Below are 15,548 nucleotides of genomic sequence, written 5' to 3'. Positions count from 1 at the left end.
CGCTGGAGCAATGCTCTCAACCCCGGGAAACGTGATCTAGACCGCGTCGTCGTGATAGACCACCCTGCCCGCGACCAGCGTCGTGCGCACCAGCCCTTCGAGCTTGGCCTCGTCGAAAGGCGAGTTCTTGGCGCGCGATTTGAGCTTGCGCTTATCGACGACATGCGGGGCGTCGGGATCGAACAAAGCAAGGTCTGCGGGCGCGCCCACCGCAAGCCGGCCGCCGGGCAGGCCGAGCAAGCCGGCCGGCCGCGCCGAGAGCGAAGCCAGCAGCGTGGCGAGGCCGATCTGCCCGGCATGGACCATGCGCAGGGCGGCCGGCAGCAAGGTCTCGATGCCGAGCGCGCCATCAGCGGCTTCCGCAAAGGGCTGGCGCTTGGTCTCGACGTCCTGGGGATCATGATCGGAGACCACGACGTCGATGACGCCCTCGGCCAGCGCCGCGACCATGGCGAGGCGCTCCTGCTCATGGCGCAGCGGCGGGGAGACCTTGCAGAAGGTGCGATAGTCCCCGACATCGTTCTCGTTCAGCGTCAGGTTGTTGATCGAGACGCCGCAGGTGACGCGCAGTCCCGACGCCTTGGCCCGGCGCACCAGCTCGACCGATTCCGCGCAGGAAATCATCGCCGCGTGGTAGCGCGAGCCGGTCGCCCGCGCGAGCCGGATGTCGCGCTCCAGCATCACGGTCTCGGCCTCGTGGGGGATGCCCGGCAGCCCCTTGCGGCTGGCGAATTCGCCCTCATTCATGACGCCCGAACCACGCAGATCGGGATCCTCGACATGGTTCATCAACAGCGCGTCGAAATCGCGGGCGTAAATCATCGCCCGACGCAGCAATTGCGGATTGCGGACCGCCTTGGCGCCATCGCCGAACGCCACGGCACCGGCCTCCAGCAACAGGCCGAACTCGGTGATCTCCTTGCCCAGCATACCCTTGGTCAGGGCGGCCGACGGCAGGACGTTGACGATCGCCTTGTCGCGGGCGCGGCGCTTAATGAAGTCGATGATCGCGGGGTCGTCGATCGGCGGATCGGTATCGGGCCGGCAGACCACCGTTGTGACGCCGCCCGCAGCGGCGGCTTGCGAGCCGGTGCCGAGCGTTTCGCGGAATTCGGCCCCCGGCTCGCCGAGAAAGGCGCGCAGATCGACCAGCCCCGGCGCCAAAACCAGGCCGCCGGCATCGATCAGATGCGTGCCTTCCGCGACGGTCGGGGGCGCACCGCCCCAGACGACATCCACGATCAGTCCCGACCGGATGAGGAGCGAACCGCGCTCGTCGCGTCCCGTCGCCGGATCGACAAGCCGGGCGTTGACGATCGCGATGTCCTGAAGTTCAGCCATGGTCGGTTCCATTCCTGCCGTCACGGCTCTGCCTGCGCGCGAAGGCATAAGTCCAGAAGCCCACCAGACCCCAGAACGCCAGACATAAAACGGCGCCCGCCACGACGATGAACCAGGTCCAGCCCGAGCGCGGCTCGGCGTAGAGGAACCCGGCCGAGACGACGAGATAGAGCGCCACGAAGACGTATCGGACCCGGCGCATCAGCTTCAGCAGCAGGGCAAGGGCGAAGTCCACTGCGCTCAGCCATTCGGCAGGTGCTGGGCGAGCGCATCGAGTACGGCCATGCGGACGGCGACGCCCATCTCGACCTGTTCGCGGATCAATGACTGTGCGCCGTCGGCGACCTCGGAGGAGATCTCGACACCGCGGTTCATCGGGCCTGGATGCATCACGAGCGCGTCCGGCTGAGCCGCATCGAGCTTGTCGCGATCGAGGCCGAAATAGCGGAAATACTCCTTTGGAGACGGCACGAACGCGCCATGCATGCGTTCGAGCTGCAGGCGCAGCATCATCACGATGTCAGCGCCTTCCAACCCCTTCTTCATGTCGGTGAAGGCCGTAACGCCCATGCGCTCGATGCCGGCCGGTAGCAGGGTCGAAGGTGCGATCAAACGGACTTTCGCGCCAAGCGCGTTCAACAGGATGATGTTGGAGCGGGCGACGCGCGAATGCAGGATGTCGCCGCAGATCGCCACCGTCAGCCCGGCGATGCGGCCCTTGTTGCGGCGGATGGTGAGCGCGTCGAGAAGCGCCTGCGTCGGGTGCTCATGGGCGCCGTCGCCGGCATTGACCACGGAGCAATCGACCTTGCGGGCCAAGAGATTGACCGCACCGGCCGCATGATGACGCACCACCAGGATATCGGGCCGCATCGCGTTCAAGGTCGCTGCGGTGTCGATCAGCGTCTCGCCCTTCTTCACCGAAGAGGAGGCGACCGACATGTTCATGACGTCGGCGCCGAGCCGCTTGCCGGCGAGCTCGAAGGAGGCCTGCGTCCGGGTCGAGGGCTCGAAGAACAGGTTGATCTGGGTGCGGCCGCGCAGGGTCGCCGTCTTCTTTTCGACCTGCCGGGAGAGCGCGACATAGGTGTCGGCCCTGTCCAACAGCGCCTCGATGTCCAGATGGGACAACCCCTCGATGCCGAGGAGGTGGCGGTGCGGGTAGAGCGGTGCTGGCGATGTCATTTGAAGACGGGTGTTTAGGCGCGAGTCGTGGCGCGCGCAAGGCGGTGCTGCATATTGTCGTCTACCGTTAGGTCATGTCAGATGGGCCCAGCGTTGAGACAGGGGAGTTTTCATGAAACGGCCGGCGCTTGCGCTGCTGAGCGCGATCCTTGTGACGGCAGGTAGCGAGGCAAAGGCCGCCGCCTGCACCTGCGAAGGGCTGAAATCCTTGCAGAATGAATTGAAGCTTGCCCTGATCCTGCGCGACAAGCACGCCGCCAAGGCCCACGATCTGCGCGAGAAATACGGCGCCCCGCCGAAGGATTTCGCCGTCAACGCTGCACGGCGGGATTACGAGGCCTTCGAAGCTCCGCCCAGAAAGGGCGAGAAACCAGCGCCGGGCAGCGCACGGGATGGCCTCCCCCCGCCGACGCCGGGGGCCCCGCAGGAGATCAAATTCGTACCGCGCGGAGCACAGCTGCGCGACAACGCTGCCAACAACCGGGAGAAGGAAGGCATTCCGGAAGCAACAAAATGGGTGAACGACTACACTCAGCCCGACCTTCCGCTGCGCCGCGAGATCGAGGAAAAACACCGCAAGGCCGGCAAGGATCTGTGTGCGCCCGAGAACGAAGCCGCGATGAAGCAGGCCACGACACAAGGAAGCGTCTGCGACGGGATTGCGAAGGCGCTTCAGGTCCATGAGGCCGCACATCGCGATACATGCCAGCGACTGGGCTTCTACGCATTCAACGAGCGCCATGCCTATGAACAGGCCGAGGACGAGGTGAAGGCCTATCGAGCCCAGGTCGACGTGCTGGCCGGCGAGATCCGGCGCGTGCTGAAGCAGAAGAAAACCAAGATCACCTCCGGCAGCCCGGGCCCGACGCCTGAGAGCCTACTCGGAATCGAGGTTCGCTGCGCCCTGGCCTTCAGCGTCGCCGGTCAGGTCGACGACCTGAAATTCTCCGACAAGGTCTGCGATTCGGCAGAGGCATTCACAGTCAAAACCTCGCCGAATGCCAATTTCCAATTCACGCCGAACGGCGAGAAGACGGGAACCTACGCCTATAACGGACGGGTGGTCGGGGCCCAGTTCTATGGCAGCGGCAGCTATGCGCTGGAATTGCAAGACGGCAAAGGCACATTGAAGCTCGACGGCTCCGGCCGCTGGAACGTCAAGCATCCAATGGGCAACTCCTCCAAAAGCGGCCCCGAAAGCCTGCGGGCGACGGAGCTTCCCGAGGGCTGCAACTAGAGCATTTCCGCGTTTCTCCGAAGCGCGGAAATGCTCTACCGCCTTGCCTTATCGCATTGTCTTCACGCGAACCGGTGTCCACTTCGCTCGAAAATGCTCTGGAGCCTCATTCCGCCTTCACGCTGTAGACGTGATCGGCCCCAGGGAATCGGCGGGCCCGGACGTCGTCGGCATAGCCGGTGACCGCCTGCCTCACCTCAGCGGCGAGATTGCCATAGGTTTTCACGAATTTCGGCACGCGCCCGGTCAGGCCGAGCATGTCGTCGAGGACGAGGATCTGGCCGTCGCAAGCCGCGGACGCGCCGATGCCGATGGTCGGGATGCCGACCCCCTCAGTGATCTGCGCGGCCAGCGGTTCGGCGACAGCCTCGACCACCATCGCGAAGGCGCCCGCCTGCGCGACCGCCTCGGCATCTGCGAGAATGGCCGGCCACTGCGCCTTGCTGCGGCCCTGTGCCTTGAAGCCGCCGAGCGTGTTGACGGCCTGCGGCGTCAGCCCGATATGGCCCATCACGGGTACACCGCGCTCGACCAGGAAGCGGATCGTCTGCGCCATGCGCGCGCCGCCTTCGAGTTTGACCGCACCGCAACCGGTCTCCTTGAGGATGCGGGCGGCGTTGCGCAGGGCCTGCTCGCGGCTTTCCTCATAGCTGCCGAAGGGCATGTCGACCACGATGAGGGCGTGGCGCGTCGCGCGCATCACGGCCTGGCCATGCAGGATCATCATCTCCAGCGTCACCGGAACGGTGCTGTCGAGCCCGTAGACCACCATGCCCAACGAATCGCCGACCAGGATGAAATCGGCGACCTCGTCGACGATGCCCGCCATCGCAGCGGTATAGGCGGTCAGGGAGACGATCGGCTCGCCGGATTTGCGTATCTGGATGTCCTGCGCGGTCCGGCGCTTGATCAAGCTGTGTACAGACACGATATCCTCCGCTCATCATCGTCGAACGTCAGCGCCCGGGTAAGGCCTCCACCCGTCCGGGCAAAGCATAATCGGCGTTTGACAGAGAGAACGGCGTGAACCACTTTCGCGCGCCCTTCCGAACCGCTATCAACGCGCCCTGCGCCAAGCTTCGCCAGGCAGGCACATAACGTGCTTTCCCTGTGCTTTGCCCGGCCCCGTCCTTCGCCCATTGAGACTGAAACGCACCATGAAGCTCCTCGTCGTCGAGTCGCCGGCCAAGGCCAAGACGATCAACAAGTATCTCGGCTCGGATTACGAGGTCATCGCCTCGTTCGGGCATATCCGCGACCTGCCCGCCAAGGACGGCTCCGTCGAGCCCGAGCAGGACTTCGCGATGAAGTGGGAAATCGAGGGGCGCGGCGCCAAGCAGGTCGCCGAGATCGTCAAGGCGCTGAAGGGCGCCGACAAGCTGATCCTCGCAACCGACCCGGACCGCGAGGGCGAGGCCATCTCCTGGCACGTGCTGGAAGCGCTGAACGCCAAGCGGGCGCTCAAGGGCATTCCCGTCGAGCGCGTCACCTTCAACGCCGTGACCAAGGACGCCGTGGAAAAGGCGCTCGCCAATCCGCGCCAGGTCGACCAGGCGCTGGTCGACGCCTATCTGGCGCGCCGAGCGCTCGACTATCTCGTCGGATTCACCCTGTCCCCCGTGCTTTGGCGCAAATTGCCCGGCGCGCGCTCGGCCGGCCGTGTCCAGTCGGTCGCGCTGCGCATCGTCTGCGACCGCGAGCGCGAGATCGAGGCCTTCCGGGCACGCGAATACTGGTCGCTGGTGGCCACACTCGCCACCAGCGCAGGCGGCGTCTTCGACGCGCGGCTCGTCGGTGCCGACGGCAAGAAGATCACCCGGCTCGACATCGGCACGGGCGACGAGGCGCGCGCCTTCAAGGCGGCGCTGGAGACCGCCGCCTTCAGCGTGGCGAATGTCGAGGCCAAGCCGGTCAAGCGCCACCCCTATCCGCCCTTCCAGACCTCGACCTTGCAGCAGGAGGCCTCGCGCAAGCTGGGCCTCGCCCCGGCGCGAACGATGCAACTGGCGCAGCGGCTCTATGAGGGCGTCGACATCGGCGGCGAGACCGTGGGTCTCATCACCTATATGCGAACCGACGGCGTCGACATGGACGGCTCGGCCATCACCGCCGCCCGGCGCGTCATCGGCAAGGAGTTCGGCGACGCCTATGTTCCCGGCGTGCCGCGCAAATACACGGTCAAGGCCAAGAACGCGCAGGAGGCCCATGAGGCGATCCGGCCGACTGATCTCGGCCGTCTGCCGGCCATGGTGGCGCGCCATCTCGAACCCGAGCAGGCGCGGCTCTACGAACTGATCTGGAAGCGTACCATCGCCAGCCAGATGGAATCGGCCTCGCTCGAACGCACCACGGTCGACATTGCGGCCAAGGTCGGCGCGCGCAATCTGGAGCTGCGCGCCACCGGCCAGGTCGTACTCTTCGACGGCTTCCTGACGCTCTATCAGGAGAGCCGCGACGACGAGGAGGACGAGGACTCCAAGAAGCTGCCGGCGATGAAGAATGGCGAGCCGCTCGAGAAGCGCGCCATCGCGGCCGACCAGCACTTCACCGAGCCGCCGCCGCGCTATTCGGAAGCCAGCCTCGTCAAGCGCATGGAAGAGCTCGGCATCGGCCGCCCCTCGACCTATGCCGCGACGCTGTCGACCCTGCGCGACCGCGAATATGTCCGCATCGACAAGAAACGCCTCGTCCCCGAGGACAAGGGCATGCTGGTGACGGCGTTCCTGGAGAGCTTCTTCAAGCGCTATGTCGAGTTCGATTTCACGGCGAATCTCGAGGAGCAACTCGACCGGGTCTCCAACGCCGAGATCGACTGGAAGGTGCTGCTGCGCGAATTCTGGGAAGAGTTCACCAAATCGATCGGCGAGACCAAGGATCTGCGCGTCACCGAGGTGCTGGAGGCGCTGAACGGCGTGCTCGGCGCCCATGTCTTCCCGGCGCGCGAGGATGGCGGCGATCCGCGCTCCTGCCAGGTCTGCGGCACCGGTACGCTCTCGCTCAAGCTCGGCAAGTTCGGCGCCTTCGTCGGCTGTTCGAACTATCCGGAGTGCCGCTACACCCGGCCGCTGACCGTCTCCGCGGCTGATGGCGAAGCCACCACTGAGGGCGGTCAAGGTGCGCCGGGCGTGCGCATCCTCGGCAAGGATCCGGTCACGGAGGTCGACGTCACGCTGCGTGATGGCCGCTTCGGGCCCTATATCCAGCTTGGCGAGGGTGAGAAGCCCAAGCGCTCCAGCCTGCCCAAGGGCATGAGCGCGGCCAGCGTGACGCTGGAGAAGGCGCTGGCGTTGCTGGCGCTGCCAAGGGAGGTCGCGAAGCATCCCGAGAGCGGCGAGCCGATCCTCGTCGGAATCGGCCGCTACGGGCCTTACGTCCAGCACGGCAAGACCTACGCCAATATCGACAAGGACGACGATATCCTCGAACTCGGCGGCAACCGCGCCATTGACCTGATCGTCGCCAAGGAGAGTGGCGGCGGCGGCAGCCGTTTCGGGCGTGGCGCAGCCGTGCCGGGGCGCGATCTCGGTGAGCACCCGGGCGGCGGCAAGCTCGTCGTCCGCGCCGGCAAATACGGCCCTTACGTCAACTGGGGCAAGGTCAATGCGACCCTGCCCAAGGCGATGACGCAGGAGGCGATCACGCTCGAACAGGCGGTCGAACTCGTCAACACCAAGGCTGAGGCCAGCGGCGTCAAGGGTGGCGGGAAGCCAAAGGCTGCGGCGAAGGCGAAGACTCCGGCCAAGGCTGCCGCGAAATCCTCGGCCAAGCCCAAGGCCGCTGCAAAGGCAAAGGCGCCAGCCAAGGCAGCGGCGAAACCGAAGGCGGCCGCCAAGGCCTGACGGACCACACCGTCATTCCGGGGCAGGCCGCAGGCCTGAGCCCGGAACCGATGATAGTGACCAGAAAGATGCTGGAACGACAGCGCTTCAGCTGTGAGGGCATCGGTTCTGGGTTCCGGGCACTTCGCGGAGTTTATCCTTGGGCCGACCAAAGGTCGGACCCGAGGGCGAAGCTGACGGCCTGGCTTCCTCGCAGAACGTCAGCTACCGGCTCGCCACGACGACCAGGCGCTTCACCTCGCCGCGCAGATAGGCCTGCAGGAACTTGTCGTAGTCCTTGAACGACACGCAGCCATTCGAATCGCCGTTGGGGCCGAGCAGATAGGTGTGGGTCAGGAGGCCGGCGCGGCCATGGATCGCGCCGCTGCCGCCGACGGGGTTGAGACGCAGCGCCCGCACGCCATGGAACAGCGCCTCGCGCTCGGTCAGATCATAGGTATGCGGCGGCGTGGCGCCGTGCATCCGGACATGGACGAAACGAGGGTCGTCCATCTTGTCGCCGAGACCTGAATGCGCCTCCAGGCGATCGCCATTGGGCATGTAGACCGTGCGCGCGCTGATGTCGTAGATCGCCGTCGCCTGCGCCGAACCGAACGACGGCGCCGTGCCGGGGCTGAGCCGGCGTCCGCGTGAACGGTCGACGACATCATCTTCGGGCGCTGCGTAGGCAAGAGCGGGCCCGGCTGGCTGAGGCGGGACGCCAAAGAATTTTTCGAAGAACGAACGGTTGTCCGGTGCTTGCGCAGGCGCGGCCGCGACCTTGGGCCGGCGCGCCGGCTGGCGCAGCACGATGGCCGGCGGCTCGCGGGTCTCGGGAAGCTTGAGCTCAGACGGCCGTGCGATCGGCAGCGGCGCGCCGGGCGCGAGCCTGAGCGCTGAAGGGGTCTTGAGAATGTCCGACACCGACCCGGTCGAAGGAGAGGCCGTAGGCGCGATGCTTCCGGTCGTGTCCACGTCACGCGGGACGATCGCAGCCGAAGCCGAAACAATGGGTTGCGACAGGACGGCCGGCGCGAGCGAAGCCGTCTGCAGCGGCGTGTTAACCTGGAAACCCGCATCCAGCGGCGCGCTGCGCCCCAAAGTGGTGGGTGCAGGGCCGAGCTTGAATTCGGAGTTCAGGAGATTGCTGTAAACTCTTGCTGCCTCAGTCTTTTGCAGCGATGCAGCCGCTGTCTGCACGGGCCTCGTATCATGGGTCGCTGGCCTATCCTGCGACCCATCCATCACCAGGAAACCCAGTGCGGTGGTGGCCGCGACGAAGGCAAGCTGGAGCAACACTTTGCGGCGCAGCCGGGCGCGAGAGCGCAACCTGACTGCACGCGGCCTGTAGCCTTGGTCCGACATGGGGGCGGCGCTCTCAACTCAACAACGCAACACGCCGCTTGCCCCAGTGAACGAAACCCAACGCGGCCGGCTCTCCGCCGCGCTCGAACAAGAGCACGAGCCGAGAAAGGCGCTGATCGTCCATGCAGGGAAGCCAGCAACTCAACTGAGTTCAGTTAAAGTCCTGCGTGGTTAATTGCCGGTGAATCCAACGCGGCAATTTGCGACAAAAAAACGCGGCGGACCGATCCGGTCCGCCGCGCCTGATAGGTCGGCGTGTTAAATCTCGCCCCGCCGTTCAGAGCGGCTTCAGCCCGGCCTCGATCTGCGCCCGCTTCGGCTCCAGGAAGGGCGGCAGAGCGAGCTTCTCACCCATCGTCTCGGCCGGCTCGTCGGCGGAGAAGCCGGGCTCGTCGGTCGCGATCTCGATCAGGATGCCGTTCGGCTCGCGCAGATAGAGCGAGCGGAAGTAGAAGCGGTCGACCTTGCCGCTATTGGGATAGCCCGCCTCCTTGAGGCGCTCCGCCCAGGCGTCGTAGTCGGCGAAGGTCGGCGTGCGCAGCGCGAGGTGATGCACGCCGCCCGCCCCTTCGCGCGCCTGCGGCGCATCGGGCTCGACTGCAACATGCAGCTCGGCAGCCGGACCACCCTCCCCGATCTTGAAGACATGGATCTCGCCGCTGGCATGGGCAGCGTCGCGATAGGACGCGACCCGCTCCAGGCCGAGAAGCTGGGTCAGCACGACCTCGGTGCGCTCGAGCTTCGGCACCGAGATGGTGACGGGCCCGAGCCCGCGAATCTGATGCTCGGCGGGAACCGGGCTCTTCTCCCAGACGATGAAGGGAATCTCGCCGCCATCTGCGAGCAGCGTCAGGCGCTGGCCCTCCGGATCCTCGAAATCGACGGCTGGGCGGCCATTGATCGCGCGGATGTCTGAAACCTTGACCCCGGCCTTGGTCAGACGCTCGCGCCACCATTCCAGCGACGCCTCATTGGCGACGCGCAGCGAGGTGCGATTGATCGAATGCGTGCCACGCCGGGCCGGTGAGGCAGGCCAGTCGAAAAAGGTCAGGTCCGATCCAGGCGAGCCGGCGCCATCGGCATAGAACAGGTGATAGGCCGAGGTGTCGTCCTGGTTCACCGTCTTCTTGACCAGCCGCATGCCCAGCGTCTCGGCATAGAAGCGACGGTTGCCCGGCGCATCGGCCGAGATAGCGGTGACGTGGTGAATGCCGGTGAGCTTCATCGGGAACCTCATGATTGGGCGCAAGGCCGGATCGGCCCGCTGTCTGCGCCTGAGATAGCGGCCCCCGCCGCCAGAGGAAGCCCCCATCGCCCAATGTCGACTTTGCATTCACGCAATCAACCGGGAAAAATACTCCCGCCGCCACGCACCCGCGCAAGCGGAACCTGCGCTACGGGGGCGTCGTTGCAGGCGGAGCGGAGATTTGCGGAGCCGTAGCCTTGTCGGCAGGCGTCGCGGGCGTCGTGCAGTCCTGCGGCTTGGCCTTGCAATCATAGATCATGGTCGGCGCGGCTGACGGTCCAGAACTCCCCGCCGATGGCAGGATCATGTTCTGGCCCTTGTCGACCTGCGAGGGATGCGTCGTCACCGGACCGAGTCCGCTGTTGGATTGCGGTGCGACGGCCGAGGGCGCTTGCGGCGGCGTGACCGTCCCCTGGGCGAGCGCGGCGAAAGAGCCGGTCGCGACGGCTATCGCGGCGGCGAGCAAACGGGTGATGGCGAGCATGTCGGTCCTTCTGGCTGGGACTGTGATGCTCAAGAAACAGGCGGGCACACCGGATGTTCCCCCCGCGCCCGACTTCAGGCCGAGACTGCGTGGCGGCTCGGCTCTCTTGATTAGACCGAGACCGCGTGGCGGCTCGGCTCGCTTGATTAGACCGAGACCGCGTGGCGGCTCGGCTCGCTTGATTAGACCGAGACCGCGTGGCGGCTCGGTTTGGCCTTGAGCTTCAGCGCCTCGCTTTCTTCACGCTCGCGCGGGGTGTTGCGCATGAGCTGGTCCTGGCCGGGCTGGTATTGCACCGGCTGGGCGACATCGACGCCATACCAGGCGGCGGCGCGCAGCACGAAGGAGGGATCGGCCAGATGCGGCCGGCCGAGCGCGACAAGGTCGGCGCGGCCCGAGGCGATGATGGTGTTGACCTGGTCGGCCGAGGTGATGTTGCCGACGCACATGGTCGCGACCCGGGCCTCGTTGCGGATCTGGTCGGAGAACGGCGTCTGGAACATACGGCCATAGATCGGGCGGCTGTCGTTGACGGTCTGCCCGGTCGAGACGTCGACGAGGTCGCAGCCCTCCTCCGCGAAGGCCGTGGAGATCGCGATCATGTCCTGCGGGGTCACGCCGCCCGCCTTCCAGTCGGTCGCGGAGATGCGCACCGACATCGGCTTTTCCGGTGGCCAGGCTTCGCGCAGGGCGCGGAAGACCTCGAGCGGATAGCGCAGGCGGTTCTCGACCGAGCCGCCATAGTCATCCGTCCGGTGATTGGTCAGCGGCGAGAGGAAGCTCGCCAGCAGATAGCCATGGGCGCAGTGCAGCTCCAGCATGTCGAAGCCGGCGCGCTCGCCACGCTGCGCTGCCGCGACGAACTCGGCCTTCACCCGGTCCATGTCGGAGCGGCTCATCTCGCGCGGGGTCTGGCTCTCGGGGTAATAGGGCAAGGGCGAGGCCGAGATGATCGGCCAGGCGCCCTCCTCCAGCGGCTTGTCCATGCCGTCCCACATCAATCTGGTCGCGCCCTTGCGCCCGGCATGGCCGAGCTGGAGGCAGATCTTCGCCACCGAATTGACATGGACGAAGTCGACGATCCGGGCCCAAGCAGCTTCCTGCGCATCGGTATAGAGCCCGGCGCAGCCCGGGGTGATGCGGGCATCGGCCGCCACGCAGGTCATCTCGGTGAAGATCAGCCCAGGGCCGCCAATGGCGCGCGAGCCGTAATGCATCAGGTGCCAGTCGTTGGGTAGGCCATCCCGAGCCGAATACTGGCACATCGGCGAGAGCACCATGCGGTTCTCGACCTGCATCTCGCGCAGCTTGAGCGGCTGGAAGGCCGGCGGCACGGGCGCTCCGTCCTTGCGGGTGCGGGCGAGCGGGCCGAGCTCCTGCGCGACCAGCCTGTCGATCGCCGCGACGAAGCCCGGCGCGCGCAGGGCCAGATTGTCATAGGTGATCGCCTTGGAGCGCGTCATCAGGCCGAAGGCGAAACGCAGCGGGTCGAAATCCCAGAAGCGGCGCAACTGCTCGAACCAGACCAGAGAAACATCGGCCGCGTGCTGGGTCTTCTCGACCTCCTCGCGGCGCGTGCGCTCGAACAGGCTCAGCGCCTCAGTGACGTTCAATTGCGCCTTGCCGAAGGCCTTGTGCAGGGCGATCGCGTCTTCCATCGCGAGTTTGGTGCCCGAGCCAATCGAGAAATGCGCCGTCGCCTTGGCGTCGCCGATCAGGACGACGTTCTCCGAAACCCAGTTGCGGCAACGGATCATCGGGAAATTTCGCCAGAGCGAGCGGTTGGTGACCAGTTTGTGGCCCTGCAGTTCCTCGGCGAAGACGCCTTCGAGAAAGGCGGCCGATTCCGCTTCGCTCAGCTTGTCGAGCCCCGCCTTGGCGAAGGTCTCGGGGTCGGTCTCCAGCACCCAGGTCGAGCGGCCGACCTCATATTGGTAGCAATGGGCGATGAAGAGCCCGAACTCGGTTTCCTTGAAGAAGAAATTGAAGGCGTCGAAGGGGCGGGTCGATCCCATCCAGGTGAAGATGTTGGGCCGCAGGTCGGTCTCGGGCTGGAAGCGCTCGCGCCAACCCTCGCGGATAAGGCTGTTGATGCCGTCGGCGGCGACGACGAGATCGAAGTCGCGCTTCAGCACCTCGATATCGGCAGCCTCCTCGCCGAAACGAAGGGAGACACCGAGTTCGCGGGCGCGAGCCTGCACCAGCATGAGCAGGGACCGGCGCGAGCAGCCGCAGAAGCCGTTGCCGGAGACGCGGTGGACGTTGTCCTTGAAATGGATCTCGACATCGTCCCAGTATGCGAAATTGTCGCGGATCGCGGCATAGCTCGTCGCATCGGCAGCCTTGAAGGTGTCGAGCGTCTGGTCGGAGAAGACGACTCCGAAGCCGAAGGTGTCGTCGGGCTGGTTGCGCTCGAAGACCGTGACCTCGAGCTGCGGCCAGTCGCGCTTCATCAGGAGCGCGAAATAGAGCCCGGCGGGTCCGCCACCAACAACCGCGATGCGCATCATGACCTCCGAAAAATGGGCTATGAAATTATTTTAGGTCTGAAATAATTTTATCTCAAGAGGCTCATTTCGCTCGCCTTAAAATCGAACGACGGGTGTCATATTTGATCGCACGCGGCCGACCCATGGCAGTTTCCACGCGATTTCATCGCCAGTCTCCAACCCGATCAGGACGCTTGCAAATTCCTTTAGACCTAAAATATATTGATTCATCAGGAGGTCGCTCAGGATGGGTCTGGCAGGACAGCATGCACTGGTGACAGGCGGTGGGCGCGGCATCGGGCGCGCCGTCGCGGCCGCGCTGAAGCGCGAGGGCGCCCGCGTCAGCATCATCGGGCGCGACGCAAAGGTTCTGCAAGAGGCGGTCGAAGCCGGCGACGCGGACGCGTTCATGTCCTGCGATATCCGCGACGAGGCAGCGACTGCCGCCGCCGCTGCCGCCCTGGCGCAAATCCAGCCTTTCGACATCGTCATCGCCAATGCCGGCGCAGTCGAGACCGGGCCGTTCACACGCAGCGATGCCGAGCGCTTCCGCCGCATGAACGAGATCAACCTGATCGGAACGGTCAATGCCTTCCACGCGGTGCTGCCCGGCATGCTGGAGCGCCGCAACGGCCGCTTGATCGCGATCGCCTCGACCGCCGGGCATCGCGGCTACGCTTATGTCTCCGCCTATGCCGCCGCCAAACATGCCGTGATCGGCCTGGTGCGCTCGCTTGCGCTGGAAACGGCGCGCGCCGGCGTCACGGTCAACGCGATCTGCCCGGGCTACACCGACACCGACATGGTCGCAGGCAGCATCAACGCGATCACCACCAAGACCGGCCTCACAGACGAGCAGGCGCTGGCGCAATTGGTGAAGGACAATCCGCAAGGGCGCTTGATCGCGCCGCAGGAGGTCGCGGCCGCCGTGCTCTATCTCTGTGGGCCGGCCAGCCAATCCATCACCGGACAATCGATCCTGATCAATGGCGGGGAGTTCTAGGCCATGGAAACGCCCTCCCCCAGCCTCGTGCTCGACCGCGAGACCAAGGCCAGCGAACGCCCCGGCGATCACAAGGACGAATTACGGCTCTGGCTCAGGCTGCTGACCTGCTCGACCCTGATCGAGACCGAGATCCGCAACCGCCTGCGCGAGGAGTTCAAGACGACACTGCCGCGCTTCGACCTGATGGCGCAGCTCGAGAAATCGACCACCGGCATGACCGTCGGCGAGGTCTCGCAGCGATTGATGGTCTCGAACGGCAATGTCACCGCCGTCGTCGCCGGGCTCCTGGCCGACGGGCTCGTCGACAAGCGCGCCGCCGCGCAGGACCGGCGCGTGCAGGTGCTGACGCTGACGGCGCAGGGGCGCAAAGCCTTCAAGGCGATGGCCGAGCGGCATGAGGGCTGGATCGCGGAGCTTTTTGCCGGGCTCGACCATGCCGAGACCACGCAACTGTTCCGGCTGCTCGGCCGCACAAAAACCTCCCTGCATGCGGCCATCGCGCAGCGCGCCAACGGAGACAAGGCAGCCAACGGAGACAAGGCATGAGCCTCGCCAACGCCACGACCTTGCCGCTGGCGAATTTCACACCGGCGCATTTCCAACTGAACGTCGCCGGCAAGGTCGCGACGGTGATGCTGAATCGACCTGAGAAGAAGAATCCGCTGACCTTCGCAAGCTACCGCGAACTCACCGATTTCTTCCTGGCCGCGCAGAAGGAAGAAGACGTCAAGGCGATCGTCGTCACCGGCGCCGGCGGCAACTTCTCCTCCGGCGGCGACGTCTTCGAGATCATCGGGCCGCTGGTCGCGATGGAGACCAAGGAGTTGCTGAAATTTACCCGCATGACCGGGGAACTGGTCAAGGCGATGCGCGCCTGCCCGCAGCCGGTCATCGCCGCGATCGACGGCATCTGCGCCGGCGCGGGTGCGATCATGGCGATGGCGTCCGATCTGCGGCTGGGCACGGCCGAGAGCAAGATCGCCTTCCTGTTCAACCGTGTCGGCCTGGCCGGCTGCGACATGGGCGCCTGCGCGATGCTGCCGCGCATCGTCGGCCAGGGACGCGCAGCCGAATTGCTCTACACCGGCCGCGTGCTGAAGGGCGAGGAAGCCGAACGCTGGGGCTTCCTCAACCGGCTCGTGACCAAGGAGAACCTGCTCGCTGAGGCCCAGGCCCTGGCAGCCGAGCTCGCGGACGGGCCGACCTTCGCCAACGCCATGACCAAGCGCATGCTCGAAATGGAATGGGCGATGTCGGTCGAGAGCGCGATCGAGGCAGAAGCCGTGGCGCAGGCCTTGTGCATGCAGACCGAGGATTTCACCCGCGCCTACCACGCCTTCGCCAACAAGCAGAAGCCGGTCTTCGAGGGGAATTGAG

The 15,548-nt window shown here is 65.7% G+C and carries 13 protein-coding genes and 1 pseudogene; 6 read left to right on the top strand and 8 right to left on the bottom strand.

All coding sequences use genetic code 11. The features are described 5' to 3' along the window. Positions 1-36 precede the first annotated feature (36 nt). Genes pyrC through BHK69_RS17960 form a run of 3 tightly spaced genes read right to left on the bottom strand, consistent with a single transcriptional unit; the run spans position 37 to position 2,526 of the window. Positions 37-1,341: a dihydroorotase gene (gene pyrC / locus BHK69_RS17970; protein ID WP_069691288.1), complete on the bottom strand. Its 1,305-nt coding sequence runs from the start codon at positions 1,339-1,341 to the stop codon at positions 37-39. After that, the gene (locus BHK69_RS17965) at positions 1,334-1,576 is read right to left on the bottom strand and encodes a hypothetical protein (protein WP_069691287.1); all 243 of its coding nucleotides are present in this window, start codon (positions 1,574-1,576) and stop codon (positions 1,334-1,336) included. Before BHK69_RS17965 ends, pyrC begins: the two co-directional genes overlap by 8 nt. 5 nt (positions 1,577-1,581) lie before the next feature. Next, a complete protein-coding gene (locus tag BHK69_RS17960) occupies positions 1,582-2,526 on the bottom strand; it encodes an aspartate carbamoyltransferase catalytic subunit (RefSeq protein ID WP_069691286.1) in 945 nt (314 codons plus the stop codon). Positions 2,527-2,638: 112 nt separating this feature from the next. Here BHK69_RS17960 and BHK69_RS17955 point away from each other — a divergent pair, with 112 nt between their 5' ends. Beyond that, positions 2,639-3,763, top strand: coding sequence for a hypothetical protein (locus BHK69_RS17955; protein WP_069691285.1), 1,125 nt, complete (start codon positions 2,639-2,641; stop codon positions 3,761-3,763). Positions 3,764-3,869: 106 nt separating this feature from the next. On the opposite strand, the gene panB is transcribed toward BHK69_RS17955, so the two are convergent. Beyond that, positions 3,870-4,691 (bottom strand): 3-methyl-2-oxobutanoate hydroxymethyltransferase, encoded by an 822-nt coding sequence (gene panB / locus BHK69_RS17950; RefSeq protein ID WP_069691284.1) that lies wholly within the window; start codon positions 4,689-4,691, stop codon positions 3,870-3,872. Between the two features lie 229 nt (positions 4,692-4,920). Here panB and topA point away from each other — a divergent pair, with 229 nt between their 5' ends. Further along, positions 4,921-7,602 (top strand): type I DNA topoisomerase, encoded by a 2,682-nt coding sequence (gene topA / locus BHK69_RS17945; RefSeq protein WP_069691283.1) that lies wholly within the window; start codon positions 4,921-4,923, stop codon positions 7,600-7,602. 204 nt (positions 7,603-7,806) lie between these two features. Here topA and BHK69_RS33620 read toward each other — a convergent pair. Next, a pseudogene (locus BHK69_RS33620) lies at positions 7,807-8,178 on the bottom strand (DUF2778 domain-containing protein); the annotation flags it as partial. A 316-nt stretch (positions 8,179-8,494) separates the two neighbouring features. On the opposite strand from BHK69_RS33620, the gene BHK69_RS33170 reads away from it, so the two are divergent. Next, a complete protein-coding gene (locus tag BHK69_RS33170) occupies positions 8,495-8,734 on the top strand; it encodes a hypothetical protein (protein ID WP_244548234.1) in 240 nt (79 codons plus the stop codon). 489 nt (positions 8,735-9,223) lie between these two features. Here the strand turns inward: BHK69_RS33170 and BHK69_RS17935 are convergent, their stop codons facing one another. The 3 genes from BHK69_RS17935 to BHK69_RS17925 form a co-directional block, all read right to left on the bottom strand. Continuing rightward, entirely contained in the window at positions 9,224-10,171 is a 948-nt protein-coding gene (locus tag BHK69_RS17935) for a ring-cleaving dioxygenase (RefSeq protein WP_069691281.1), read from the bottom strand. 169 nt (positions 10,172-10,340) lie between these two features. Then, positions 10,341-10,676 carry a hypothetical protein gene (locus tag BHK69_RS17930; RefSeq protein WP_069691280.1) on the bottom strand — a complete coding sequence of 112 codons (336 nt, stop codon included), beginning with the start codon at positions 10,674-10,676 and terminating at the stop codon, positions 10,341-10,343. A 182-nt stretch (positions 10,677-10,858) separates the two neighbouring features. After that, complete coding sequence (locus tag BHK69_RS17925) at positions 10,859-13,183, bottom strand: bifunctional salicylyl-CoA 5-hydroxylase/oxidoreductase (RefSeq protein ID WP_069693768.1); 2,325 nt, start codon at positions 13,181-13,183, stop codon at positions 10,859-10,861. 229 nt (positions 13,184-13,412) lie between these two features. Between BHK69_RS17925 and BHK69_RS17920 the strand changes: the two genes are divergently transcribed. From BHK69_RS17920 to BHK69_RS17910, 3 genes are read left to right on the top strand one after another with little or no spacing between them, the layout of a single operon-like run. Then, positions 13,413-14,168 (top strand): SDR family NAD(P)-dependent oxidoreductase, encoded by a 756-nt coding sequence (locus BHK69_RS17920; RefSeq protein WP_069691279.1) that lies wholly within the window; start codon positions 13,413-13,415, stop codon positions 14,166-14,168. Between the two features lie 3 nt (positions 14,169-14,171). Continuing rightward, positions 14,172-14,717 (top strand): MarR family winged helix-turn-helix transcriptional regulator, encoded by a 546-nt coding sequence (locus BHK69_RS17915; protein WP_069691278.1) that lies wholly within the window; start codon positions 14,172-14,174, stop codon positions 14,715-14,717. Then, positions 14,714-15,547: an enoyl-CoA hydratase family protein gene (locus BHK69_RS17910; protein ID WP_069691277.1), complete on the top strand. Its 834-nt coding sequence runs from the start codon at positions 14,714-14,716 to the stop codon at positions 15,545-15,547. The genes BHK69_RS17915 and BHK69_RS17910 overlap by 4 nt, the downstream gene beginning before the upstream one ends. Position 15,548 lies beyond the last annotated feature (1 nt).

This window comes from Bosea vaviloviae (assembly GCF_001741865.1).
GTDB classification, from domain to species: Bacteria; Pseudomonadota; Alphaproteobacteria; order Rhizobiales; family Beijerinckiaceae; genus Allobosea; species Allobosea vaviloviae.
The sequence above is the reverse complement of the archived record's forward strand: the minus strand, read 5'-3'. Positions and strand labels throughout refer to the sequence as shown.